28 protein-coding genes are annotated in these 24,654 nt (G+C 64.0%); 18 read left to right on the top strand and 10 right to left on the bottom strand.

Annotated elements, in window-relative coordinates; translation table 11 throughout:
- Positions 1-44: 44 nt before the first annotated feature.
- A complete protein-coding gene (locus D6Z43_RS15690; protein WP_120653077.1) occupies positions 45-521 on the top strand; it encodes an Lrp/AsnC family transcriptional regulator in 477 nt (158 codons plus the stop codon).
- A gap of 94 nt (positions 522-615) precedes the next feature.
- Here the strand turns inward: D6Z43_RS15690 and D6Z43_RS15695 are convergent, their stop codons facing one another.
- On the bottom strand, positions 616-1,227 hold the full coding sequence (locus D6Z43_RS15695) for a PolC-type DNA polymerase III (protein WP_120653078.1): 612 nt from the start codon (positions 1,225-1,227) through the stop codon (positions 616-618).
- 24 nt (positions 1,228-1,251) lie between these two features.
- The gene (locus D6Z43_RS15700; RefSeq protein ID WP_120653079.1) at positions 1,252-1,731 is read right to left on the bottom strand and encodes an NYN domain-containing protein; all 480 of its coding nucleotides are present in this window, start codon (positions 1,729-1,731) and stop codon (positions 1,252-1,254) included.
- 90 nt (positions 1,732-1,821) lie between these two features.
- Here D6Z43_RS15700 and D6Z43_RS15705 point away from each other — a divergent pair, with 90 nt between their 5' ends.
- The 5 genes from D6Z43_RS15705 (at position 1,822) to D6Z43_RS15725 (ending at position 5,073) form a co-directional block, all read left to right on the top strand.
- Positions 1,822-2,382 carry a cysteine hydrolase family protein gene (locus D6Z43_RS15705; protein ID WP_256661041.1) on the top strand — a complete coding sequence of 187 codons (561 nt, stop codon included), beginning with the start codon at positions 1,822-1,824 and terminating at the stop codon, positions 2,380-2,382.
- 101 nt (positions 2,383-2,483) lie between these two features.
- Positions 2,484-3,272, top strand: coding sequence for an ABC transporter substrate-binding protein (locus D6Z43_RS15710; protein WP_256660867.1), 789 nt, complete (start codon positions 2,484-2,486; stop codon positions 3,270-3,272).
- Positions 3,273-3,315: 43 nt separating this feature from the next.
- Positions 3,316-3,795: a YbaK/EbsC family protein gene (locus tag D6Z43_RS15715; protein ID WP_120653081.1), complete on the top strand. Its 480-nt coding sequence runs from the start codon at positions 3,316-3,318 to the stop codon at positions 3,793-3,795.
- Positions 3,796-3,870: 75 nt separating this feature from the next.
- Positions 3,871-4,533: a YciC family protein gene (locus tag D6Z43_RS15720; protein ID WP_120653082.1), complete on the top strand. Its 663-nt coding sequence runs from the start codon at positions 3,871-3,873 to the stop codon at positions 4,531-4,533.
- Between the two features lie 102 nt (positions 4,534-4,635).
- Positions 4,636-5,073: a VOC family protein gene (locus D6Z43_RS15725; RefSeq protein WP_120653083.1), complete on the top strand. Its 438-nt coding sequence runs from the start codon at positions 4,636-4,638 to the stop codon at positions 5,071-5,073.
- On the opposite strand, the gene D6Z43_RS15730 is transcribed toward D6Z43_RS15725, so the two are convergent.
- Together D6Z43_RS15730 and D6Z43_RS15735 are read right to left on the bottom strand one after the other, a co-directional pair.
- Positions 5,067-5,870, bottom strand: a complete 804-nt coding sequence (locus tag D6Z43_RS15730; RefSeq protein WP_120653084.1) for an ABC transporter substrate-binding protein — start codon at positions 5,868-5,870, stop codon at positions 5,067-5,069. The genes D6Z43_RS15725 and D6Z43_RS15730 overlap by 7 nt on opposite strands.
- A 13-nt stretch (positions 5,871-5,883) precedes the next feature.
- Positions 5,884-6,132 carry a CDGSH iron-sulfur domain-containing protein gene (locus tag D6Z43_RS15735; protein ID WP_120653085.1) on the bottom strand — a complete coding sequence of 83 codons (249 nt, stop codon included), beginning with the start codon at positions 6,130-6,132 and terminating at the stop codon, positions 5,884-5,886.
- An 89-nt stretch (positions 6,133-6,221) separates the two neighbouring features.
- Here D6Z43_RS15735 and D6Z43_RS15740 point away from each other — a divergent pair, with 89 nt between their 5' ends.
- Positions 6,222-7,307 (top strand): endonuclease/exonuclease/phosphatase family protein, encoded by a 1,086-nt coding sequence (locus tag D6Z43_RS15740; RefSeq protein WP_120653086.1) that lies wholly within the window; start codon positions 6,222-6,224, stop codon positions 7,305-7,307.
- Positions 7,308-7,391: 84 nt separating this feature from the next.
- Here D6Z43_RS15740 and D6Z43_RS15745 read toward each other — a convergent pair whose 3' ends face one another.
- A complete protein-coding gene (locus tag D6Z43_RS15745; protein WP_120655282.1) occupies positions 7,392-8,270 on the bottom strand; it encodes a LysR substrate-binding domain-containing protein in 879 nt (292 codons plus the stop codon).
- Between the two features lie 134 nt (positions 8,271-8,404).
- Here D6Z43_RS15745 and D6Z43_RS15750 point away from each other — a divergent pair, with 134 nt between their 5' ends.
- The 4 genes from D6Z43_RS15750 to D6Z43_RS15765 are packed head-to-tail and all read left to right on the top strand — an operon-like array spanning position 8,405 to position 12,652.
- Positions 8,405-9,454, top strand: coding sequence for an agmatine/peptidylarginine deiminase (locus D6Z43_RS15750; RefSeq protein ID WP_120653087.1), 1,050 nt, complete (start codon positions 8,405-8,407; stop codon positions 9,452-9,454).
- A 4-nt stretch (positions 9,455-9,458) separates the two neighbouring features.
- Positions 9,459-10,367, top strand: coding sequence for an N-carbamoylputrescine amidase (gene aguB, locus D6Z43_RS15755; protein ID WP_120653088.1), 909 nt, complete (start codon positions 9,459-9,461; stop codon positions 10,365-10,367).
- A gap of 2 nt (positions 10,368-10,369) precedes the next feature.
- Positions 10,370-11,473: an extracellular solute-binding protein gene (locus D6Z43_RS15760; RefSeq protein ID WP_120653089.1), complete on the top strand. Its 1,104-nt coding sequence runs from the start codon at positions 10,370-10,372 to the stop codon at positions 11,471-11,473.
- 54 nt (positions 11,474-11,527) lie between these two features.
- On the top strand, positions 11,528-12,652 hold the full coding sequence (locus D6Z43_RS15765) for an agmatine/peptidylarginine deiminase (RefSeq protein WP_120653090.1): 1,125 nt from the start codon (positions 11,528-11,530) through the stop codon (positions 12,650-12,652).
- A gap of 74 nt (positions 12,653-12,726) precedes the next feature.
- Here the strand turns inward: D6Z43_RS15765 and hrpB are convergent, their stop codons facing one another.
- Entirely contained in the window at positions 12,727-15,252 is a 2,526-nt protein-coding gene (hrpB, locus tag D6Z43_RS15770) for an ATP-dependent helicase HrpB (protein WP_120653091.1), read from the bottom strand.
- 126 nt (positions 15,253-15,378) lie between these two features.
- Between hrpB and D6Z43_RS15775 the strand changes: the two genes are divergently transcribed.
- From D6Z43_RS15775 to D6Z43_RS15800, 6 genes are all read left to right on the top strand, one after another.
- A complete protein-coding gene (locus D6Z43_RS15775; protein WP_120653092.1) occupies positions 15,379-15,798 on the top strand; it encodes a polyribonucleotide nucleotidyltransferase in 420 nt (139 codons plus the stop codon).
- 1 nt (position 15,799) lies between these two features.
- On the top strand, positions 15,800-16,303 hold the full coding sequence (locus D6Z43_RS15780) for a DinB family protein (protein ID WP_120653093.1): 504 nt from the start codon (positions 15,800-15,802) through the stop codon (positions 16,301-16,303).
- Positions 16,300-17,187 carry a cation diffusion facilitator family transporter gene (locus tag D6Z43_RS15785; protein WP_120653094.1) on the top strand — a complete coding sequence of 296 codons (888 nt, stop codon included), beginning with the start codon at positions 16,300-16,302 and terminating at the stop codon, positions 17,185-17,187. Before D6Z43_RS15780 ends, D6Z43_RS15785 begins: the two co-directional genes overlap by 4 nt.
- Before the next feature lie 59 nt (positions 17,188-17,246).
- Positions 17,247-17,666: an MAPEG family protein gene (locus D6Z43_RS15790; protein WP_120653095.1), complete on the top strand. Its 420-nt coding sequence runs from the start codon at positions 17,247-17,249 to the stop codon at positions 17,664-17,666.
- Between the two features lie 333 nt (positions 17,667-17,999).
- Positions 18,000-18,479 (top strand): Lrp/AsnC family transcriptional regulator, encoded by a 480-nt coding sequence (locus D6Z43_RS15795; protein ID WP_016490763.1) that lies wholly within the window; start codon positions 18,000-18,002, stop codon positions 18,477-18,479.
- A gap of 175 nt (positions 18,480-18,654) precedes the next feature.
- Positions 18,655-18,858 carry a DUF2788 domain-containing protein gene (locus tag D6Z43_RS15800; protein ID WP_077525185.1) on the top strand — a complete coding sequence of 68 codons (204 nt, stop codon included), beginning with the start codon at positions 18,655-18,657 and terminating at the stop codon, positions 18,856-18,858.
- A gap of 28 nt (positions 18,859-18,886) precedes the next feature.
- Here D6Z43_RS15800 and D6Z43_RS15805 read toward each other — a convergent pair whose 3' ends face one another.
- Positions 18,887-19,453 carry a pseudouridine synthase gene (locus D6Z43_RS15805; RefSeq protein WP_162945841.1) on the bottom strand — a complete coding sequence of 189 codons (567 nt, stop codon included), beginning with the start codon at positions 19,451-19,453 and terminating at the stop codon, positions 18,887-18,889.
- A gap of 138 nt (positions 19,454-19,591) precedes the next feature.
- Between D6Z43_RS15805 and D6Z43_RS15810 the strand changes: the two genes are divergently transcribed.
- The gene (locus tag D6Z43_RS15810) at positions 19,592-20,641 is read left to right on the top strand and encodes an MBL fold metallo-hydrolase (RefSeq protein WP_120653097.1); all 1,050 of its coding nucleotides are present in this window, start codon (positions 19,592-19,594) and stop codon (positions 20,639-20,641) included.
- 39 nt (positions 20,642-20,680) lie between these two features.
- Here the strand turns inward: D6Z43_RS15810 and amn are convergent, their stop codons facing one another.
- The 3 genes from amn to D6Z43_RS15825 all read right to left on the bottom strand — a co-directional run bounded on the left by amn (position 20,681) and on the right by D6Z43_RS15825 (position 24,581).
- The gene (gene amn / locus D6Z43_RS15815) at positions 20,681-22,162 is read right to left on the bottom strand and encodes an AMP nucleosidase (protein WP_120653098.1); all 1,482 of its coding nucleotides are present in this window, start codon (positions 22,160-22,162) and stop codon (positions 20,681-20,683) included.
- Positions 22,163-22,281: 119 nt separating this feature from the next.
- Positions 22,282-23,931, bottom strand: coding sequence for an acyl-CoA dehydrogenase family protein (locus D6Z43_RS15820; protein ID WP_120653099.1), 1,650 nt, complete (start codon positions 23,929-23,931; stop codon positions 22,282-22,284).
- Positions 23,928-24,581: a TetR/AcrR family transcriptional regulator gene (locus D6Z43_RS15825; protein WP_120653100.1), complete on the bottom strand. Its 654-nt coding sequence runs from the start codon at positions 24,579-24,581 to the stop codon at positions 23,928-23,930. The genes D6Z43_RS15820 and D6Z43_RS15825 overlap by 4 nt, the downstream gene beginning before the upstream one ends.
- Between the last annotated feature and the right edge of the window lie 73 nt (positions 24,582-24,654).

Below are 24,654 nucleotides of genomic sequence, written 5' to 3' on the forward strand. Positions count from 1 at the left end.
AGCTTCTACCGTTGATTCGACAGAAGCAGATTTCGGAGGTCCCTGTGGACAAGTACGACCGCTTGCTGATTGCAGCACTTATCGAGAATGGCCGTGCGTCGTTCGCCGACCTCGCACGCCGGGTCAACCTTTCACCACCCGCAGTGGCCGACCGGGTGGCCAAGCTGGAAGCCGGTGGGCTGATTACCGGTTACCACGCCAGCGTGGACCTGGCGAAGCTGGGCCTGCCCATCGAGTGCGTGATCGAATTGCGCATCACCGACCGTGACTACAAGCGAACCCAGGAAGCTCTGGAGAATATCCCGCAGCTGAACCTCTGCCACCGCGTCACCGGCGATGCCTGTCTGCTGATCAAGGCTGCCGTGGCATCGATGCCGGAATTGCAGGATCTGATCGACCAGATCGGCAAGTTCGGCGCGACCAAGACTTCGCTGATCCTCTCGACGCCCTTCGAGCAGCGGATTCCTGGCGTGCTTCAGGAGCGCGGCAAGGTGGAAACCCTGCGCACGGTAAAAGGCTGAGTCGTGCTTGTAGGTTGGTCCGAGCTCCGCAAGGCCCAACGATTCCGGGTCGACCCAGCCGTTGGGCTTCGCTCTGCACCAACCTACGGGTTGACTACCCCTCCCGATGCCGCCTCAGGGCTTCAGGAATCTTCGCCGCTGGCACCTTCTGCAAGCTGCAGAACAACTGGTGCGACACTGCGTTGATCCCATGCTTTTCCCGCAGGCGCCCAGCCAGATGCAAAGTGAGGTTCGCGGCCATTTCGGCGTCGGCCAATGCCCGGTGCGCCTTGCCGGTGTCAGGCAGATTCGCCCAGGCGTTCAAGGTGCCGAGCTTGTGGTTGGGTGCCTCGGGCAACAGGCGGCGAGCGAGCAGCAAGGAACAGGCGAACGCCTGGCGACGGGAGCGACCAATGCGCGCCAGTTCGAAGTCCCAGAACTTCTGATCGAAAGACGCGTTGTGCGCCAGCAGTGGCAGGTCGCCGATGAAGTCGGCTGCTTCGCCCATCACCTGCTCCGCCGGTGGCGCTTCGCGCACCATGGCGTTGGTGATGCCGGTGAGGCCCTGGATAAACGGAGGAATCGGTACGCCTGCGTTCATCAGGCTCTGGTAGCGATCGACGATGCGACCGCCCTCAAGGATGACGACGCCAATCTCGGTGGCGCGGCAGTCGTTGCCCGGCGTGATGCCGGTGGTTTCGAAGTCGATGACAGCTATGGGGTCCACAAGATGTTCCAGGTTGGAGGCGGTTCAGTTGCGCTTCAGCAGGAGGTCTTCGATGGGCTGGTAGCGGCTGGCTGCACGAATCAGCGATTGCGCGGTCAGGCCGGGCACCCCATACACCAGGGTTTCCACACCATGGGCCTGGGCCACCCGCTCCAGTAGCAGGTCGAAGTCGCCGTCCCCCGAGGCCAGCACTATCAGGTCAACCCGAGGCGCGGCGTCGAGCACATCGATGGTGATGCCGACGTCCCAGTCACCCTTGGCCGATCCGTCGCTGCGCTGGATGAACGGTTTGAGCTTCACGTTGAAGCCCAGATTGCGAAGGATCTGCTGGAACTGCTGCTGCTTCGGGTCCCCGCGGTCGATGGCGTAAGCGTTGGCTTCGACGATATCGCCTTCGGCACTGACACTCTGCCAGAAGGCGCCATAGTGGAAGTGGCAACCATAGGCATGGCGCACCGTGTAATAGAGGTTCTGCACGTCGGCGAATACGGCGATTTTCTTCAATGCAGCTCCTCGCCGCTGGCTGGCGGCGACTCGATGGGGGTAGATTGCGGCCAGTATGCCAGCCTCAGGGAACGGAAAGTGGATACGACCTTGCAGAACACTCCCGGTGCCCTGCTGATCATCGATCAGCAGCAAGGTATCCGCAGCCTGGACAAGCCGCGCAACAACCCCGATGCCGAAGTCCGCATCGCCGCCCTGCTGGCACGCTGGCGTGACGCCGGGTGGCCGCTGGTACATATCCGCCATATATCGAGAGAGTCGGCTTCGGTGTTTGCTCCCGGGCAATCCGGCGCCCTGTTCCAGCCGGAGTTCATGCCTCGGGAGCGCGAGCAGGTGCTGGAGAAGAATGTTCCCGATGCCTTCATCAACAGCGGCCTGGAGCACTGGCTGCGAGTGCGCGGCATCGATGGGCTGGTGATTGTCGGTGTAGCCAGCGAGAACTCGGTGGAAGCTACGGCTCGCAGCGCCGGCAACCTGGGCTTTGCCACTACCGTGGTAGCGGACGCCTGCTACACCTTCGCCAAGACCGACTTTGCCGGCCGCCCGCGCAGCGCCGACGAAGTCCACGACATGGCCATGGCCAATCTGCAAGGCGAGTACGCCCGGGTGCTGTACACGGACGAACTACTCGCGAACTCGCCAACACCCTGAGGACGGACGTCTATAGTTTCAACTAACCCCGCAAGCATCGAGAACGGGGAAGACGCCGCGACCCACCGCATGGGTCTGTTGCAGGGAGCAAGGCGCTCGCCATGGCAGGCGGCGCTGTCTGGCAGTCACTCCAGCCGCAGGCCGTGTTCCAGGGCTATTGTGCAATGCGAGTTCATGGATGCTGCCTGCTTGCCCTGCTGCTCCTGTCCACCCCCAGCCATGCCGAGGCGCGCCTGGTATTCAGTGCGTTTCCCGATCAAGGCCTGCCGCTGTTCCAGATCTGCAAGCGCATCCTCGTGGAAGCCTACGGCGAACTCGGCATCAGCATCGAGACCCGCGCCGCGCCGGCCGCACGCGCCCTGCAGTATGCCGAGCGTGGACTGAACGACGGCGAGTTGTGCCGTACCAGACTGGTAGCCGAACAGCGTAGTGACCTGCTGCTGATCCGCACGCCCCTGTTCGAGTCCTATGCGGTCGCCTTCGCCAATCGCCCGTTACAGCTGCGCGGCTGGTCCAGTCTCAAGCCCTACCTCGTGGGTTTCGAGCGCGGCAAGGCGGCCCTGGAACTGCGACTCAAGGGGGTGCGGATGTCACCCTCCAACGGGGTGGAGAACGGCATGCGCAAGCTGGCCGGTGGTCGGGTGGACGTGCATGTGGAGGACTACTACTCAGGCATGTGCATCCTGCGCCAGAGCGGCATGCGCGGTATCCAGCCGTTGCATCCGGTGCTGGAGCGTTTCTCCATGCACCACTACCTGAACCCACGCCATCGCGATCTGGCGCCACGCCTGGAGGAAGTGCTGCGGCACATGGCGCAGAGGGGTCGCCTGCAGGAGATCGAGCGACAGGTCCTGCATGAAGCAGGACTGGATGACCTCAGCCCACCCTGAGCGATTATCATGGCGCTCCCGTTTCTCGCCTCCCGGATTTCCGATGTCGCTCCACGCCCGCAATCTGGCCCTGCTCGACGAACATGCCATCCGTTACCGAGAAGTCGTTCACGAACCCGTACTCGACTATCCGACCGCGCATGCGGTGCGCGAACGCTTCGGCCTCCTCGGGGTGGAAAGCAAGAGCCTGTTCCTGCGCCTGAAGAATGGCGGCTACGCAATGCTGGTGACCATGGAAGGTGCGCGCGCCGATTGGGCCCAGCTCAAGACGCTGCTGGGCGCTCGGCCGAGCATCGCCAGCGACGACGAGTTGGTGGCAATGACTGGCTGCGTGCCCCAGTGCGCTTGCCCCCTGGGCCACGCCGGGGAAATCGCGCTGGTGTTCGACGAGGCGATCTTCCGGCACGACTACCTGATCTATTCGCCCGGCCCACCGGAGTACACCCTGGAAGTGCCCACCGCCGACCTCGCCCGTCTGTTGCCGCAATTACCGAACCGGGTGCTGCGCTATCGTTCTGAGTGAGACGGCCTTTGGAGGCTGCCCTGGCTTGGGCTAAAGTGCCCAAGACCAACTGCCGCAAGATGTGAATGCCCGCTGATGAATCCGTTCGAGCTGCTGCGCGCCTCCTGGTATTTCTTCTCCCGAAACGTCGGCGAAATCGCCTTGCTCTGCCTGCCTGCCATCCTCACCGAGGCGATTGCGCAGCAGGGTCTGATCGCGTGGCTCGGCCCGGATAAGTCCCAGGGTGCCTCGATCATCGTCAGCATGCTGTTCTATCCGCTGTACGTCGGTGCGCTGATCATCTTCGTCGACAGCCGCAGCCACCGCATCCGCCTGAAACCCCGGCAGGTTCTGGAGATGGCCATTTTCCGCTGGCCGTCCTTCGCGGTACTGGCTGCCATCAGCACCCTGCTGATCATGGTCGGCGCCTGGATGCTGATCATTCCCGGACTCTACGTGATGATCAAACTGGCCTTTGCCGAGTACCTGTTGGTGCTCGAGGGCAAGTCCCCGCTGGATGCCATCAAGGAGAGCTTCACCCTGACCGGTGGGCATTTCTGGACCATCCTCGCCTGCGTGCTGCTGGTGATGGGGCCGATCTGGCTGGTGGACTGGTTCGCCTATCGTGAGCTCGGAGAAAATCCCGACCCGGTCGGCACGGTGATCCTGGAAACCTTCAATAGCTTCTTCCAGCTGTTCGTCAGCGTTGCCCTGTACCGGATGTTCACCCTCGTGACGGAACGAGCGGTCGAGCAGTGATTCCCTATAGGGAAATCTTCTGAAAACACCCCACACGCATCGCGCAGAGTAGTTTTTCAACGGACTGCTAGGCTTTTCAGGCCACTCAAGGAGGATCCCTTCATGGCTGAGAATCCCAGCATCCTGTCCCACATCTCGTTGGGCACCAACGACTTCGACCGCGCTGTCGCCTTCTACGACAAGGTGCTGCCCACCCTGGGCTGCAAGCGCATCATGGAACACCCCGGCGCCGTGGCGTACGGTCGCGAGTACCCGGAGTTCTGGGTGCAGTCACCCATCGACGGCCGACCGGCCAGTGTCGGCAACGGCACCCACATCGGCTTCTTCGCTCCCAGTAAGGAAGCGGTGCTGGCCTTCTTCGAAGCGGCACTGGATGCCGGCGCCACAGGCGACGGCCAGCCCGGACCGCGCCCGGAGTATGGCGAGCCCTACTACGGCTGCTTCGTCCGCGACCTGGACGGCCACAAGATCGAAGCGGCGTTCTGGGACATGGAGCTGGATCCGGGCTACGAGATTTACGTCGAGCCCCACGCTCACTGAGCGCCGGGGCGATAGCGTCGCGCGGCGTCCAGCACCCAACCCTCGTCGATCATCTGCCCAAGTGCCTGGGCAATGGCCGCGCGCTGGGCCTGCAGCGGACGCTGGCGCGAGAAACCGAGAAAGAGTTCGGTCCGGGCCGGAGGCCGATAGGCGAGTTTGACGATACGTCCGGCCAGTGCCGGATCCCGCAGTAATTCGTAGTCCACCTGGCAGTCGGTGCCAATCACCAGCGGCAACCGCTTGTGGCGCAGCATGTCCAGTAATTGCCCTTCATTACCGACCCCGACCTTGCGCAGTGCCTGGTCGGAGTCGAAGGGTTCGAAATAGGCCGAGCCCCGCACGAAACCGATGTCGTACTGCCCCAACTGCGGATAGCCGGAGACCCGCTGGGCCAGCTCGGGGCGGCTGTAGAAGCGCGGCGCGCAGGTGAAGTAGGGGCGCTCCAGGTAGTCGATATAGCGCACGCGCTCGGCCGTACGGGCGAGCCCGGTCATCAGATCCGCCGAGCCCTTTTCCAGCGCGGCCAGCCCTCGCGACCAGGGCGCACGCTGCACCTCGAAGCGCAGCCCGGTGCGGCGCTCGAGTTCGGCCAACAGGTCCATATCCAGGCCACGCAGCTGACCCCCTTCGCTGGCGATGCGAAAGGGCGGCCAGACGTCGGTCATCACACGCAGCGGGGGATGGTCGTCGGCAGCGACCAGGCCAGGCAGCAACAGCAAGCTTGCGAGCCAGAAGCGAAAACGCCCCGCTTTGTAAATCAAGGCCAGGAATGACCAGAGGACTGCGCCCAGCTGCATGCCGGCTCCCGGATCAGTCTTGAAGTTCGTTATGGGTGCCATCACAGCAAGGTGGCGATTGGCTATGTTTGCAGCCACAGAAATACAGGGTTTCGCTGACATCTGCATGGAATTTGAGTGGCGCCAGGCCTGTGCCTTTGTGAGACCCGTCACAGAATGGCTGTTGCTGGCTGCGGCCGCAGCGACACCAGAAGTAGTCCTTGCCTGCCACCACCTCGACCTCATAGGGGCCCTTCTGGGCGATCCTCACTTCGCTGCTCATGGCATTTCTCCGGGGCGCGCCTCGGCTTGGGCCGCAGCGGCGGCTCGGTTATGCTCGCCCTCTTCCAGCATAGATGCCAGCCCCCGACGATGCCCCGAGTCCTGCGTTTCGCCCTGCTCAGCCTGTCGATCTTCGCCATCGGCTTGGTCGCCCTGATCTATGCGCTGACCTGGCATCCCGCAGCCCGCGAACCGGCCATCCTGGCCTGCCAGGCCGAAGCACCACAACTGCAACCCGGGCAGGCGCTCAAGGTGATGACCTGGAACCTGCAGTACCTGGCCGGCAAGCGCTATGTCTTCTACTACGACCTGCCCGATGGCAATGGCCCGGACGAGCGCCCCACTCCGGAAGACCTCGCATACAGCCTTGACGAGGTCGTCCGGGTGATACGCGAAGAGCAGCCGGATATCGTCAATCTCCAGGAGCTGCACGAAGGCGCTCGCGCCACCGACTACCAGGACCAACTGACCCTGCTCCAGGAGCGCCTGACCGACCTCTACCCGTGTGCCAGCCAGGCCTTCTACTGGAAAGCGGCATTCGTGCCTCACCCGCATATCCTCGGCAGCGTCGGCATGAAGCTGGCCACCCTCAGCCGTTTCCGCATCGAGAGCGCCGAACGCCTGCAACTGCCGCTGGAAGAAAACGACCCGGTCAGTCGCCAGTTCGACAAGAAACGAGCGCTGCTGGTGAGCTATCTACCGATTCGTGGTGGTGGACGCCTGGCCGCGATCAACACCCACCTGGATGCATTGGCCGCGGACCAGGAAACCCTCAAGCGCCAGGTAGCCATGACCCGCGGTCTGCTCGATCAACTGCAGAGCGAAGGAATGCCCTGGGTATTGGCGGGCGACTTCAACCAGCTACCACCCGGGCAGTACGAGCAGCTGTCCGCAGCCCAACGTAGCCGTTACGCCCACGACAGCGAGCTGAAAGCGCTGTGGAGCCGCTACCCGATGATCCCCAGCATCGAAGAAACCAGCAGCGCGCAGCAGGCCCAGTGGTTCACGCACTACCCCAACGATCCACGGGTGAAAGGACCGGACCGCACGCTGGATTACGTGTTCCACAGTGCCAACCTGACCCGCATCGAAGCGCGGGTGCGCCAGCAAGACACCCTGCGCATCTCCGATCACCTGCCGCTGACGGCAAGGTTCTTCCTGCCATCGGGGCATTGAGGATCGACTCGGCATGACGCTGCACGCGTTGGAGCGCGCTTGCTCGCGAACCTCCTGTGCAAATCTTCACGAGCAAGCTCGCTCCTACTCAAAGCCTCGATTCGTATCCGTTTCGAGTGCCCCAACCAGCCAATCGCAGAAACTGCGGGTGAGCGGGTCGCCTTCGCTATCGCGATGCACCAGCCAGCTCCAGTTCGGTCCACGTACCGTCTGCTCCACCAACGGCACCAGCAGGTCCTGATCTCGCGCGCGTCCGGCCAGCAGCTGGCTGACCAGAGCAATTCCCAATCCTTGGCTGGCTGCGTCCAGAAGCAGGCCGGGATCGGAGAAGTTAAGTCCCTGGCTTTGCTGGCCGACTTCAGCGCCGCCCTGCACTTCCCAGTGGCTCCAGTCCATCTCGCGCTCGCCGTGCAGGGTGGTGCGTTCAGCCACTGCCAGATCCAGAAGTCCAGGGTGGCAGGCGGGATACAGGCGATCCTCCAGCAGCACGCGAAAACTGCACTCGGCCTGTGCGCTCAGGTCGTCACGTACGGCAATGTCGATGGTCTGGGTCGCCATGTCCGGTGTTTCATCGGTGGTCAGCAGCCAGAGGTCGACTTGCGGATGGCGCTGGTGGAAGTCCGCCAGCCTCGGTACCAGCCAGTGGCGGGCGAACGCCGGTGTGGTGTTGACCACCAGTTGATTGGGCTTGCGGTACTGGTCCAGGCGGCGAATACCCACGGCCAACTGCTGCAACAGTGACTGGGTAGTGCTCAGCAGGTCGAAGCCGGCGTCGGTCAGTGCGACGCTGCGGCCGCTGCGGAAGAACAGCGGCTGTTCGAGAAAACTTTCCAGGCTGCGAATCTGTTGGCTGATGGCGGACTGGGTGAGGTGCAGTTCTTCGGCTGCCTTATGGAAGCTGCCCAGGCGCGCGGCCGCCTCAAAGCCACGCAGGGCATTCAGGGGGGGCCAGTGTTTGAGCATCATCAATAAGCCTTGCTAATCAGTAATCAGCAAAATCTATCGTTTGTTCGCGCGTTTTTACAGGCCTAGCATGCAAGCCATCACCGCATTCGCGGTTCATCAGTGATAACAAAATCTTAACTGAAGGCTCTTGTATGCAATTCACCGATTTGCAGAACGGCTGGGTCATGCCCGCCGAATGGGTACCGCACGCCGCCACCTGGATGGCCTTTCCCCATAACCAGGCACTGTGGGAGAACGGCTGGGGCGTAACCCTCGCAGAAGTCCAGGTCGACTTCGCCCGTGTGGCTAACGCAATTGCCCGCTTCGAACCTGTGAGGATGGTGGTGGACCCTTCCGCCGTGGCGCGGGCGAAGGAGCTCTGCGGGCCGAACGTCGAACTGATCGAGCTGGCGATCAACGACAGCTGGTGCCGTGATTCCGGCCCCAGCTTCGTCTGCCATCCGCGACTGGGCACGTCCGGCGTCAACTGGCGCTTCAACGCCTGGGGCGGCAAGTCCGCCTTCGATCTGGACGAAAGCCTCGCCCGACGCATCCTCGGCCACCTGGGCCTGGAATGCTTCGATACCGTTCTGACCAACGAAGGCGGTGCCATCCACGTCGACGGCCAGGGCACGCTGATCACCACCGAATCCGTGCTGCTCAATGGCAACCGCAACCCAGGCATGAGCAAGGTGGAGATGGAAGAAATCTTCGCTCGCCTGCTGGGCGTGAAGAAAACCATCTGGCTGCCGGGCGACCCCGAGTACATCACTGGTGACATGACCGATGGCCATGTCGATGGTGTGTGCGCCTTCGCTCGTCCGGGTGCGCTACTGGTAGATGCCACCCGCGATCAGTCCTCGGACTACGCCCGGGTGGCACGCGAAAACCGCCGTGCCCTGGAGCTTTCCACTGACGCTCAGGGGCGTCGCTTCGAAATGCTCGAACTCTTTGAAGCCAGCGATGCGGTGGACCAGGACGCCGAGGTGTTCTGCGCCTCCTACACCAATTTCTACATCGCCAATGGCGCGATCATCATGCCCGCCTATGGCATTGCCGCCGACGACGAAGCAGCCGCGACCCTGCGCCTGGCCTTCCCGGGACACGAAGTGGTTCCGGTGCAGATCAACCAACTGGCCCATGGCGGTGGCGGCGTGCACTGCATCACCCAACAACAGCCGGCCTGGCCGCTGAAGGGGTAATGCGATGACCATGCTCACCGTCGCCACCACCCAGTTCGCCTGTAGCTGGGACCTGGAAAGCAATCTCGACCAGGCCGAGAAACTCGTGCGGGAAGCTGCTGCCAAGGGGGCGCAGCTGATCCTCCTGCAGGAGCTGTTCGCCACTCCGTACTTCTGCATCGAGCAGGACCACAAGCACCTCGCCCTGGCACAGGAATATGGCCACAGCCCCGTGCTCGAGCGCTTCGCCGACCTCGCTCGCGAACTGGGAGTGGTGCTGCCGCTGAGCTGGTTCGAGCGCGCCGGCAACGCCTGTTTCAATTCCCTGGCGGTGGCCGATGCCGACGGCCAACTGCTCGGCGTGTACCGCAAGACCCACATCCCCAACGCCATCGGCTACCAGGAGAAGGAGTACTTCAGCCCCGGCGATACCGGCTTCCGCGTCTGGGATACCGCGTTCGGCCGCATCGGCGTCGGCATCTGCTGGGACCAGTGGTTCCCCGAGACCGCGCGCTGCCTGGCGCTGATGGGTGCCGAAGTGCTGCTCTATCCCACTGCCATCGGCTCGGAGCCGGGAGCTGCCGGACTGGACTCCCGCGACCACTGGCAACTGGCCCAGCGCGGTCATGCCGCTGCCAACATCCTCCCGGTGATCGCCGCCAACCGCGTTGGCGAAGAAGTGGCGACGACTGATCCGGAACTGCGGATGCGTTTCTATGGTTCGTCCTTCATTACCGATCACAAGGGCAAGCTGCTGGCAGAGGCCGACCGCGACAGCAGTGGTGTGCTGGTGCAGCGGCTGGACCTCGCCGCCATGCGCGAGGAGCGCCTGAACTGGGGCATCTACCGGGATCGCCGCCCGGAAATGTACGGCCCGCTGCTGGGGCTGGACGGTCGTCAAACCCACGAACGCTGGCAGCGCCAGGGAGCCTGAAGATGAACGTCATCAAGAAGCTGTTGATCGTCTCGCTGGGCCTTGGCCTGGGCTGCGCGCAACTTTCCGCCCAAGCGGAGGAGAAGGTCTTGCGTCTGTACAACTGGGCGGACTATTTCGCCCCGGACACCATCAGCGACTTCACACGGGAGACTGGTATCCAGGTCATCTACGACGTGATGGACAGCAGCGAAACGCTGGAAGCCAAGATGATGTCCGGCAACAGCGGCTACGACCTGATCTTCCCCGGTGACACCGTGGCCGAGCGCCTGATGCGCGCCGGAGCCCTGCAGAAGCTGGACAAGAGCAAGCTCGAGCACCTGGATGACGTCGAGCCCGGCCTGCGCACGCTGCAGACCCGCTACCCGTACTCGCGCCACGCGACGGTTCCCTACACCTGGGGCACCATCGGCATTACCTACAACCAGGAGATGATCGACAAGCGCCTGGCCGGTGCACCGGTCAACAGCCTGGACCTGATCTTCAAGCCCGAGCTTGCAGCGAAGTTCGCAGACTGCGGCATTTCGATGATCGACTCGCCCGACGAGGTGCTGGCCGTGGTGCTCAACTACCTCGGCCACGACCCCCGCAGCGCAAGACCGAACGAACTGGCCGACGCGGTCGCGCTGCTCAAGGGCATCAAACCCTACATCCGCAAGTTCCAGTCGCAGCCGGTCACCCAGCTGGTCAACGGCGATATCTGCCTGTCGCTCGGCTACAGCGGCGACATGACCCAAGCCCAGCGCACGGCGGACGAAGCCCGCAAGCCGACCCACTTCCAGTACCGCATCCCGCAGGAAGGCACCACGGTCTGGATGGACACCATGGCTATCCCCGCCGACGCCCGCCACCCGGAATACGCCTATGCGCTGATCAACTTCATCATGCGTCCCGAGAACATGGCAGCGATCAGCAATGCCACCGGGTACCCGACCTCCAGTGCCAAGGCCAGGCCGATGGTGGCTGCCGACATGCGCAACAACCCGGACATTTATGTCGATGAAGCCACCTACGCCCGACTGATCCCCGGCAAGGACATCCCGCAGCGCGACATGCGGGCACGAATGCGCGCCTGGACCACGTTCAAGACCGCCATTCACGACTGATCCAACACGCACCGCGGCGACAACGGGCCCACCCCATCCAACAGAGGAAAATCCATGTCTACACGTCGTGACTTCATCAAGCAGCTGATGACTGCCAGCGGAATCGGCGCAGTTGCTTCCCTAGGCCTAGGATTCGGCGCGGCCCGTGTGCCCGCGGCACTGGCCGGCAGCTGGTACATGCCCGACGAACAAGGCCCGCAGGAGCGGGTGATCGTGGCGTTCGCCGCTTCTTCCCGCGTCTGGGAGGGCTGGGAGACCGCAGTCAACAACACCATCGCCCTGTTGGCCAAGACCATCGCCAGGTACCAGCCGGTGACAGTGCTGTGCCGCGCCAATCAGCTGTCGCAGGCCAAGAGCAAATGCGGCACCACCAACATCGAATTCCTGACCATGCCGCTGGATGATGTCTGGGTGCGCGATTACGGCGGCTGCTTCGTGGTCGATGGAGCCGGCGGCCTGGGCCTGGTGGACTTCAACTTCAACGGCTGGGGCGCCAAGCAGACTGCGGCCAACGACACCCGCGTGGCCGACACCCTCAGCTATGAGATGGAAGCCAGCTACATCCGCAGCGCACTGGTCGGCGAAGGCGGCGGCATCGAGGTGGACGGCCATGGCACCGCAATCATGACCGAAAGCTGCTGGGTCAACAGCAACCGCAACCCGGGGATGAGCCGGGGGCAGATCGAAGCCGAGCTGAAGGCCAACCTCGGCCTGCGCAAGATCATCTGGCTGCCAGGCATCAAGGACAAGGACATCACCGACGCCCACGTCGACTTCTATGCGCGCTTCGTCAAACCCGGCGTGGTGATTGCCAACCTGGACAACGACCCCAAGTCCTACGACTACGCGGTGACCCGCAAGCACCTGGAAATCCTCAACGCTGCCACGGATGCCGATGGCCGCAAGCTGGTGATCCATACCCTGCCGCCGCCCCTGAAGGTGCGCAGCAACCAGTACACCAGCAACAACCCGGATTTCGCGCCGGGCTACATCAACTTCCTGCCCGTCAACGGCGCAGTAATCGCCCCGCAGTTCGGTGACGCGGCGGCGGACAAGTACTGCAAGGACCTGCTAACCAAGCTCTATCCGGGCCGCGTCGTGGAGCAGATCAACATCGACCCGATCGCCGCCGGCGGTGGCGGCATTCATTGCGTGACCAAGAACCTTCCACTCATTTGAGCTCAGGTCGAGATCCTATAGGGCGGCACCCTGCCGCCCTTCTCCTCTGCCTCGGATAAGGACAGGTCGTAGCGCTACGACTTGCGCGGCTTGGCCCGAGCGGTTGGCTCTGCCACAAGGGGGTCATCCGGCCAGTAGTGTTTCGGGTACCGCCCTTTCAGGTCTTTTTTCACATCCGCATAGGTATTGCGCCAGAAGCTGCCCAGGTCCTGGGTGACCTGTACCGGCCGCTGGGCCGGTGAGAGCAGGTGCAGCTTCACCGCCAGACGCCCCCCGGCGATTCGAGGGGTGTCAGCCAGCCCGAACAGTTCCTGCAGGCGCACCGCCAACACGGGCGGGAACTCGTGATAGTCCAGGCGAATGCTCGACTGCGAGGGCACTTGCAGGGTGCGCGGCGCCAGCTCATCCAGGCGCTGCGGCAGCGGCCAGGGCAACAGCCCCTGGAGGATGCCGGACAGTTCCAGGTTGGCGAAATGCGATAGCCGCGAGACCTTGCCCAAATAGGGCAGCAGCCAGTTTTCCAGTGTCGCCAGTAGCGCCGCGTCACTGACATCCGGCCACTCGCTCTTACCCTTGTCTTCCAGGTCAAGCCGACGCAGCAGGTTCACCCGCGCCTGCCATTGGCGGAGCTCAGGCGTCCACGGCAGGAGCTCCAGACCCTTGCGACGCACCAGCCCGAGCAGGGCGCGCGAACGCGCCTCGCCGTCAAGTTCGGTCAGTGCTTCACGGGCCAGCACCAGCTCGCCGACCCGGACCTGCCGTTCGGCACGCAACACACCTTCGCGCTCGTCCCAGTCCAGCAGGTCCTGGCGGCTCACTTGTTCGCTCAGGGCTCCGTCAAACAGTGCCGGGTCGAGGTCGGCCGCCAGGTAAATGCGTTCTTCGCGCTGCCCCTGGCGACTGCCTAGGTCGGCAATCACCAACCACGGCTCCTTCATCAAGGCGTCCGGCTCGCCGAAGGTGGCAGCACGCCCATTGGCGAGACGGTAATCAGCGCCCCCGGAACGGCGTTGCTGGGCGATCCGGTCCGGATAGGCGAATGCCAGCAGGCAGCCGAGCCAACGCGAATGCTCCGGGTCGTTCACCGGCTCGCTGGCCGGGCCACGCAGGTAGGAGCGGAATTGCCGCGCCAGCTGACGGGCGCGCTGGACGCCGCCGCGAGAGCCGCGAGCCGTGCGCTCTTCGCCTGCCAGCAGCGCGAGGCGGCTATGCAGGTCGGCACCGCCGCCGCGCAGGATGTCGCGCTCCCCTAGTAGCGCGGCGAGGTCGCAGGCCAAAGCACCAAGCCCCAGCGCCTGTCCACGCAACAGCAAGTGGGCAATGCGCGGATGGGCCGGCAGCTCGGCCATGGCCTGGCCGTGCCGGGTCAGGCCACCGCCTTCGTCCAGGGCGCCCAGGCGTTGCAGCAGGTCGCGACCTTGGGCGTAAGCGGCAGCGGGAGGTGGATCGAGCCAGGCCAATTCGTTGGGATCGGCAATGCCCCAGCGCGCCAATTGCAGAGCCAGACCCGCGAGGTCGGCCTGGAGGATTTCCGCACTGCCGTGGGCAGCCAGCTGTTCATGCTGAGCCTCGGACCAGAGCCTGTAACAGGCACCCGCTTGCAAACGGCCCGCCCGGCCGGCGCGCTGGGTTGCCGAGGCCCGAGAGATGCGCTGGGTATCCAGCCGGGTCATGCCGCTGGCGGGGTCGAAGCGCGGCACCCGCTCCAACCCGGCGTCCACTACGACGCGTACGCCGTCGATGGTCAGGCTGGTTTCGGCGATGTTGGTGGCCAGCACTATCTTGCGCTTGCCAGCCGGAGCCGGCTCGATGGCCGCACGCTGGGCGGCCAGATCCAAATCGCCATGTAGCGGACAGAGCAGGATGTCGGGGCGGCCGTCGAGGCGCTCTCCCAACTGCTCTGCAACACGACGTATCTCCGCCTGGCCGGGGAGGAACACCAACAGGCTGCCGGGTTCGTCGGCAAGTGCCTGGAGCACGGCCTGCACCACCTTGGGTTCAAGCGCATCGCCCGGTTGACTGGCGCGCCCCCAGCGCTGCTCCACCGGGAACATGCGACCTTCGCTGCGCACCACCGGCGCCTCGTCGAGCAGACGCGACAAACGCTCGCCTTCCAGCGTGGCGGACATCAGCAGCACCTTCAGCGCCGGCTCGTCGCGCAGCAAGGCGCGGCCGTTCAGGCAGAGGGCCAGAGCCAGATCGGCATCGAGGCTTCGCTCGTGGAACTCGTCGAAAATCACCAGCCCAACGCCCTCGAGCGCCGGGTCTTCCTGGAGGCGGCGAGCCAGGATGCCCTCGGTCACCACTTCGATGCGTGTGCGCGGGCCGACCTTCGATTCCAGGCGGATGCGGTAGCCAACGGTTTCCCCTACCGACTCCCCCAGTTCGCTGGCCAGGCGCTCGGCGGCCGCCCGGGCGGCCAGGCGACGCGGTTCCAGCATCAGGATGCTCTGTCCGGCGAGCCACGGTTCGTCCAGCAGCGCCAACGGCACGCGGGTGGTCTTGCCAGCGCCGGGCGGCGCCTCCAGCACAGCTTCGTGGCGAGATTGCAGGGCGGCCCGCAGGTCGGGCAGGACGGCATCGATGGGTAGGGGATTCATGGGTACTCCAGGCAGGCGCAAAGTATACCGGCGAACTGCCAGTTCGTTGCCGGGGTCTTAGATGAACCAGGCGGTTTTGAAACGAACGCCTTGGTATAGTTGCGATCTTTCGACCAGGAGATGCATATGCGCATTGCTTCCCGTTGGATCGGCGGCGCCGTCGCCGCTGCTCTGTTCACCCAGCTCACCGCCTGCGGCACGCTCTTCTATCCGGATCGTCGTGGCCAGATCGAAGGCAAGATCGACCCCGTGGTCGCCGCGCTGGATGCTATCGGCATTCTTTTCTATGTGATCCCCGGCCTGATCGCCTTCGCCGTCGATTTCGCCACCGGCGCGATCTACCTGCCCGATGGCCAGACCGCACAAGTCGCCCCTGAAACCCTGCGCGAGGCCATCGGCGCCGATGGCAAGGTCGACCCGGTGCGCCTGAAGTCGATCATCGCCCGTGAAACCGGCCATGACCTGCCGCTGGACAACCCGCAACTGCTGCAGCGCAGCGGCAACCTGCAGCAGTTGGCTGCATACGGTCTGCACCCGGCGGCCTGAAATGGGCGAGCTGGCGCGGCATTTCCAACATCTGCTGGCTTACCACGCCTGGGCGTACCAACGTCTGCTGGATAGCCTGCGGCAAGTGGATGACGCGGCGTACCGCGCCCCGTGCGGGCTGTTCTTTGGCAGCCTGCACGGCACCCTGAATCATCTGGCTGCAGTGGACCGCATCTGGCTGGCAAGGGTTCGCCAGGAACCCCAGCCCTATGATCGACTGGATGTGGAAGTGGCCAGCGGCCGTGACGAACTCGCCACCTGCCTGGCGGCAGGCGTCCAGGCCTGGCAGGCACAACTGGTCGGCCTGGATGACGCGACCCTGTTGCGCCCGCTGGATTACCGCAACATGCGCGGCGATCCACAGCAGCGTTCGCTGAGCGATATCGTCACCCACCTGGTCAACCATGGCACCCATCACCGGGGCCAGGCCTCCGCCGCAATCTCGGCAATGGGCCTGGAGACGCCAGCCATGGACTTCATCTACTTCAAGCCGGAGTCGGCATGACCTCATCCCGCCAGCACGCGCAGTTGCTGCGCCTGGCCACTCGCGCCTCACTCGTTGTCGCCATCACCCTGGTCATTGCCAAAGCCATTGCCTGGGCCATGAGTGGCTCGGTCAGCTTGCTGGCCGGCCTCACCGACTCTCTGATGGACAGCGCAGCGTCATTGCTCAACCTGCTGGCGGTGCATTACGCACTGAAGCCGGCAGACGACGATCACCGCTACGGGCATGGCAAGGCCGAGGCCCTGGCAGGCCTGGCCCAGGCGCTGTTCATCAGCGTCAGCGCCGTACTGGTGGCCGCCCAGGCGTATGAACGGCTGAACGACCCGGAACCGCTCGGCGCGCAGGCGCTCGGCATAGGCGTGATGATCCTGTCGCTGGCGCTTACCGCCGGCTTGCTGATGCTCCAGCGCCGGGTGATCCGCGCCACCGGTTCCTCTGCGATCCGTGCCGACTCGCTGCACTATCGCTCCGACCTGCTGCTCAACGGCAGCATCCTCCTCGCACTCATCCTGGCGAGCTTCGGCTGGCAGCGGGCCGACGGGCTGTTCGGCATGGGTATTGCCGGATACATCCTCTGGAGCGCGATCGGCATCGCCCGGGAATCGATCTCGGTATTGATGGACGAGGAGCTGACGCCCGCCATCAGCGCCGACATGCACCGGCTTGCCTGCTCCGTCCCGGGTGTACTCGGCGCTCATGACCTGCGCACGCGAATCTCCGGCAACCATTGGTACGTGCAATTGCACCTGGAACTACCGGGCGAACTGACGCTATCCCGCGCCCATGTACTCTGCGAGGAGGCGGCGCAGGCCATCACCGACCAGTACCCGCGCGCCGAAGTGCTGGTGCACGCCGACCCCAGTGAAGTGGTGAAACACGACTAGAGTAATTACTCTAAAACTTCTAGACTCGCTCGCTCCATAACAAGAACGAGGAGTCCGCAATGCCCCTGTCCCTTTCCGCCACCACCCTGCTCGGCCTGGTCGCCTGGAGTCTGCTGCTGGTTTTCCTGATGGTGAACCAGCGTGGCCTGCTGGTGCTGACCGGGCGGATGAGGGTCAACGCCTTCGCCGCTGATGGCAGCAACACCCCCGGCGCCTTCGGGCAGCGCCTGGTGCGCGCCCATGCCAACACCCTGGAAAACCTGCCGATGCAGGCCGCGCTGTTGCTCTATGCCATCACCACCGAGCAGACCGCCGTCACCGATCCACTCGCCGGTTTGTTGCTGGGCGCCCGCTTGTTCCAGAGCCTCGTGCACCTCATCAGCACCAGCGCGCTGTTCGTCTGGCTGAGATTTGCCGGGTTCTTCGTGCAGCTGGCAATCATGGCCTGGTGGCTGCTAAAGCTGGCCGGGGTGATCTGACGCCTCAGGAAGCTAATAAAAAAGGGGGCCCCGTACAGCGGGCCCCCTTCGGGAAATTCGTCCTGTGCTGGCGATTTTGTCGCCGCTTTCATCGCCTGCCTGATTGGGCAGTGCGGACCCGGGGGCCTGCTCGATCCGGTTGGGTCGGCGGCGCCGACACACCTGATTGGGCGGGTCGGGTGGACTTGCTGTCCGGGCCGTGAAACTGAGAGAAATATTACGGCGACGAACGCGACGAATGATTGCGAATATTGCTCACAAAAGTACTGCTTGCGCAATTAATCACCAAAGAAGCAATATTCACAGCAATCAGAACAAAGAGATGGCTCTGCAATGGAAAAACTCGATCGATACGACCTCAAGATCCTCGCCGAATTGCAGCGCGACGCGCGCATCTCGAATCAAGAGCTGGCCGAACGGATCGGACTGTCACCTTCCCCCTGCTCTCGGCGGGTAAAGCAGCTGGAGGACGACGGCTACATCGTCCGCCAGGTCGCGCTGCTTGACCGCAAGAAGCTCGGCCTCAGCCTCACCGCCTATGTGTTGATCGGCATGGATCGCCACACACCGGAACGCTTCGAGCATTTCCAGGAAGTCATCCGTCAGTGTCCCGAGGTGCTGGAGTGCAGCCTGGTGACCGGAATGGAGGCGGACTACCAGCTGAAAGTGGTGGTACCAGACATGGACCATTACCAGCAATTCCTGCTGGGCCAGTTGACCCGGATCGAAGGCGTGACCAGCGTGCGTTCGAGCTTCGTGCTCAATCAGGTGTTGAGCAGCACCGAGCTGCCCCTGGGTCATCTGCGCGGCTGAACGGACCTCGCGCGACGGACGGCTTGGCGTATAATCGCCGCGCTTTGCTGCACCCCTCGCGTGGCCCCGCCTCACAAGAGCCTTCCGGCTCACGGAATCACAAGTGCACCGCCCCGCTTTCCGCCCGGCCCTCGGCCCTGCGGGTGCAGCCTGTATTCAGCCCAAGAGGTGTGAGATGAGTCCGGAGAAGTTCGAAGAATTGATGATGACAGCGATGATCGCCGTTCTGGTGGCCTTCATGGCCTTCATCGTCTGGGACCTGGCCAAGAAGTCCAAGGCGGGTCGCTTCGGCACCATGATCCTGTTTCTTGCCCTCGGCCTTGGCGTGCTGGGCTTTGTCATCAAGACGCTGGTGATCGGCAGTATCGAAGGTCTTTGAGCAGCCCGAAAACCCAGGCGGTGCCGACTTAGAGCATCGCCGGCACGTCCCGGTATTCTCCTGGCTCCAGCCCATCGAGGCTCCAGGGACCAATGCGTACCCGCACCAGCCGCAACGTAGGCAAGCCAACTGCAGCGGTCATGCGCCGCACCTGACGGTTACGTCCTTCACGAATCACCAGTTCCAGCCAGGTGGTAGGTACGCTCTTGCGAAAACGCACCGGCGGATTGCGCTCCCACAGCGCAGGCTCTTCGATCTGCCGGGCCTCGGCGGGCAGGGTCGGACCGTCATTCAGCTCCACGCCTTCACGCAGCCGTTTCAGTTGCTCGTCACTGGGCTCCCCCTCCACCTGCACCCAATAGGTCTTGGCGAGTTTGTGCTTCGGATCGGCGATTCGCGCCTGCAGCTGGCCATCGTTGGTCAGCAGCAGGAGGCCTTCGCTGTCGCGGTCGAGGCGACCGGCGGGGTAGATGCCGGGGATCGGGATGTAGTCCTTGAGGGTCGCGCGGCCGTCGCCGTCGCTGAACTGAGTCAGCACGTCGAAGGGCTTGTTGAACAGCACCAGGCGCGGCTCCACCGGGGGCGACTTGGCCACACGACGGGGCGCAGCAGGGCGACGGGAAGCAGGGCGAGAGGGACGAGTTGGGCGCGACATGCCTGGAAACGGGTTGGCGGTCTGGGAATGGGAGAGGCATGCTAGGTTGACTGCCTCCCCGCCGCAAGAGAGAACGCCATGCCGCGTGCCCTGCGCCCCACCTGGCTGATCAACCTGATGACCCTCGCAGGCTATCACCGCTCGCCCTATCGCGGTCCGGCGACGACCAACTTTGACGGCCGTCGATTCCGCAACCTCGAACCCAAGCCGCACAAGGACCTGCGGTCCTTCCTGCGCTGGCAGTTCAGTCGCGAGAAGCAGGCGGACTGGCTCGACCAGCCCGGCCCGGCCGTGCCGCCCGAGGTTCCCGCGCGCGTGCAAGGCAACGAACTCCGGGTCACCTACATCAATCACGCCACCCTGCTGCTGCAACATCGCGGACTGAACATCCTCACGGACCCGGTCTGGTCGCAGCGGGTCAGCCCGTTCAGCTTCGTCGGCCCCAAACGCCATCACCCGCCGGGCCTGCAACTGGACCAGTTACCGCCCATCGACCTGATCCTGGTCAGCCACAACCATTACGACCACCTTGACCTGGAAAGCCTGCGCGGGCTGGTAGAGCGCTTTCCGCAGGCCACCGTCGTCAGCGGCCTGGGCAATGGGATGCTGATCCGGGAGGCCGGCTTCAAACAGGTGGTCGAACTGGACTGGTGGCAGGAGATGCCGCTGGCCGGCGACCTGAAGCTCCACTCGGTGCCGGTCCAGCATTGGTCGGCGCGGACCCGTAGCGATACCAACGAAACGCTGTGGATGGGCTTCGTCATCGAGTCGCCCGACGGTCCGTTCCTGTTCCCCGGTGATACCGGTCTGGGGCCAGAATTCCGCCTCATTCGCGAACGCTTCGGGCCGATGCGCTTCGCCGCGCTGCCCATCGGAGCCTACGCACCGCGCTGGTTCATGCGCGACAACCACATGAACCCGGACGATGCGGTCCAGGCGCACCAGCAACTGGAATCCCGCAACAGCCTGGCCATCCACTTCGGCACCTTCAACCTGACCGATGAAGGCCAGTTCGCCCCACCCCGCGACCTCGGCAAGGCCCTGGCCGATTGGAAGGTGGAAGCAGAGGTGTTCCGCGTGCCGACGCCGGGGTATCAGTGGCTGATTCCCCCCATGAGCCATGAATGAAAAAGGGCCACGAGATGCGGCCCTTTTGCTTGTCGATCTTTAGCGGAACGGCGGCTCGTCGAAGCTGCGCAGCTTGCGCGAGTGCAGTGAGTTGAGCTGGGTACGCAGCAGGTCGAGTGCGGCAATGCCGATGCGCAGGTGCTGGCTGACGGCGCGCTGGTAGAAGGCGCTGGCCGAACCGGGCAGCTTGATCTCGCTATGCAGCGGTTTGTCGGAAACGCACAGCAAGGTTCCGTAAGGCACCCGCAGGCGGTAGCCCTGGGCCGCAACCGTGCCGCTTTCCATGTCCACGGCAACCGCCCGTGACAGGTTGATCAGCGGCCGTTCCTGGGCCCAACGCAGCTCCCAGTTGCGGTCGTCGTAGGTGAGTACGGTGCCGGTACGCAGGCGGCGCTTGAGGTCTTCGCCGCGCTCGCCAGTGACCTGCGCCGCCGCCTCCTGCAACGCCTGCTGCACTTCGGCCAGCGCCGGCAACGGGATGTTGGGCGGCAGCACGCGGTCGAGAATGCCGTCGCGACGCATGTAGGCATGGGCCAGCACATAGTCACCGATGGTCTGCGACTGCCGCAGCCCGCCACAGTGGCCGATCATTAGCCAGCAGTGCGGACGCAGTACGGCCAGGTGGTCGGTGATGTTCTTAGCGTTGGACGGACCGACGCCGATATTCACCAGGGTTACGCCATGGCCGTCGTTGGCGATGAGGTGGTAGGCCGGCATCTGGTAACGGTGCCAGACCACGCCGTCGACGATGGCCTGCATCTCGCCTTCGTCCATGTCGCGCTCCACCACCACATTGCCCGGCAGGACCATGCGCACGAAGCGTGGATCCTCTCGCAGCTGGTCGATGCCATGACGGATGAACTGGTCGACGTAGCGGTGATAGTTGGTCAGCAGGATCCACGGCTGAACGTGCCGCCAATCGCTGCCGGTGTAATGCACCAGTCGGCGAAGGGAGAAGTCCACCCGCGCTGCGTCGAACAGGGCCAGCGGCAGCGGATCGGTGTTCTCCCAATCGTAGAGTCCGTCGGCCACGCCATCGGTAGCGGCAGAAAGGTCCGTACTGGGGAAGACCCGCGCCAGTTCGGCGGCGGTCACACCGGACCCTGCCAGCTCATCACCATGCTCCACTACATAGGGATACGGGATGTTCTGCTGGCTGGTACCCACTTCCACCTGCACGGTGAAGTCGTGCATCAGCGGTCGCAGTTGTTCAAGGAGATAGGTGCGGAAGGCGTCCGGGTGGGTGACGGTGACACTGTAGTTGCCCGGTACCTGGATCTTGGCGAAGGCGCGGGTCGTGGAAGGGACTTCGCCCTGGCAGCGGTACGTGATGCGCAGCAACGGATAGCGGAACGACGCACGCTGCGCGGCATTCGGCTCGACGCGTTCCTTGATGTAGTGTTTCAACGCCTGACTAAGGGCACCAGTGGCCTGCCTGTGCAGCTCGGAGAGGCGGTCAACGGCTTCCTCGGCGGTTTCGGCAATCACAAAATCGTTCGGTTCGAGGCTCACGGTCGGCATCCTGTCTATTCGCTCTGGACCTATCTTGCCTGCTTGGACAGATAAAGGCATAGAACGATTCGGCAGGATGCCGCGCCGCAGCCGCCACCCGCTGCAAGAGCGGATGGCCAAGCCGCAGATCACGCCAGGTGAGGCGTCGATCGAGCTACCAGGGCCTCGACGTCGGCACCGCGAGGCAACGTGCCATAGACACGCCCATGCTCGCCCAGACGACTACCGATGAAGGCATCGGCAACCGTGGCATTGCCGGCTTCCAGGAGCAGCTTGGCCTGCAAGGCCACGGCCACGTCTTCGGTCAGCTGGCGGGCCCGATACTGGATGTCAGCGGTGTCGGCAAAGCCCTTCTTCAGCTTGCCGATGAAGGACGCCAGGCGCGCATCGCCATGACCATTCCCCAGTTCGGCGAAGAGTGCATCGAGCACGCCCGGCTCCTTGGACAGGGCACGCAGCACGTCCAGGCACTGCACGTTGCCGGAGCCTTCCCAGGTCGAGTTCACCGGCGCTTCGCGGTACAAACGCGGCAGGATGGTGTCCTCCACGTAGCCTGCACCACCCAGGCACTCGGCGGCCTCGTTGATCATCGCGGGCGCCCGTTTGCAGATCCAGTACTTGCCCACGGCGGTCACCAGTCGGGCGAACTTGTCTTCCTGCTCGTCGTGGACCTTGTCCAGGGCGCGCCCCATGCGCATGGTCAGGGCCAGCGCGGCTTCGCTTTCCAGGGCCAGGTCGGCCAACACGTTCTGCATAAGTGGCTGCTCGGCCAGCACGCGGCCACCGACCTTGCGGTAGGCGCAGTGGTGCGCGGCCTGGGTCAGTGCCTGACGCATCAGGGCGCTGGAACCGATCATGCAGTCGAAGCGGGTCAGGGACACCATCTCGATGATGGTCGGCACGCCACGCCCCTCCTCGCCCACCATCCAGGCCAGGGCACCACGGTACTCCACCTCGCTGGAGGCGTTGGACCAGTTACCCAGCTTGTTCTTCAGCCGCTGGATGTAGAACTCGTTGCGGCTGCCGTCCGGCCGGTGGCGCGGCAGCAGGAAGCAGGACAGGCCCTTGTCGGTGTAGGCCAGGGTAAGGAAGGCATCACACATGGGTGCCGAGCAGAACCACTTGTGGCCCACGAGTTCGTATGCCTGGCCAGGCCCGGGGATGCCCACGGGATGGGCGCGGGTCGTGTTGGCACGAACGTCGGTGCCCCCCTGTTTCTCGGTCATGGCCATGCCGATGGTGACGCCGGCCTTCTGCTCCATGGGCAAGTTGCGCGGGTCGTACTCACGGGAAAGGATCTTCGGCAGCCACTGCTCGGCGATTTCCGGCTGCAGTCGCAGCGCGGGCACACTGGCGAAGGTCATGGTCAACGGGCAGCCGGTGCCGGCTTCGGCCTGGCTGTGAAGGTAACTCAAGCCGGCACGGGCAACCTGGGCGCCGGCGCGCGGGTCGGTCCAGGGCATCGAGGGGATGCCATGCTCGATGGAGGCGCGCATCAGCTCGTGGTAGGCCGGGTGGAACTCCACCAGGTCCACACGGTGCCCGTAGCGATCATGGCTCTTGAACACCGGTTTGTTCTCGTTGGCGAGGAATCCCGCGCTCATCAGCGGACCTCCGGCCAGGGCGCCATAGGCATCGAGGCGCTCTTCGGCCCAGCCACCCTGGTAGCGGCGGACCCACTCCTGCAGCGGCAGGTCGACGCGATAGAGGTTGGCGCCATCCAGCGGCGGTACCTGGTTGAAGACTTCGTGGGTTTCGGCGAATTCGTGCAGGCTCATCGCAGGTTCTCCTGGACAGGTTGGCTGGCGCCCAGGGCGCGCAGGCAGAAGGTAACGAGGTTGGCGCAGACGGTCTCGAGATCGTCCGAATCATGACCGGCGTCGCGCATCGCGCGCCCCGGGGGCGACAACGGACCAACCAGTGATTCGGCGATGGCGCCAACCAGGCAGGCTGCAGTGAGAGGAATCGAGGGCACCTGGAATTCACCACGCGCCAGGCCTTCCTCCAACAATTGGCAGAACAGATCGGCATAGGCCTCGCGATAGAGCAGGCGCTGTTCGTCCACTTCGGGGTCCACCGGTTCAGCGATCAGCGCGAAAGCCAGTCGCCGGCTATGCCAGGCTCGCGCAGCGAACTGGCGCAGCCCGTGCGCCAACCGATCCGCGGCCGAGCCTTCGCCACGCAGCACCACGGCGAGGCTGTCCACTTCCACCTGGCTCGCCTGGGCGAAGACCTCTGCGGCCAGCTCGCCCTTGTTGGAGAAGTGCCGGTAAAGGCTGCCGGTGGCAATGCCCACGTCCTCGGCCAGCGCCTGCATGGTCAATGCCGCAAAACCGCCCTCCACCACCCGCGCATGGGCGCAGGCCAGGATGCGGCCGCGTAGCGCCTGGTCACGGTCGATTCGGGATGTGGTGGTGCGATAGGCCATGATCTGAATCCTGATTCACTTCTTTCAGTGAATCAGGATTCAGACCTTGCAGGAAGTGGGAGAAATGCCGCGA

This window comes from Pseudomonas sp. DY-1, assembly GCF_003626975.1.
In the GTDB taxonomy this organism is placed as follows: Bacteria; Pseudomonadota; Gammaproteobacteria; order Pseudomonadales; family Pseudomonadaceae; genus Metapseudomonas.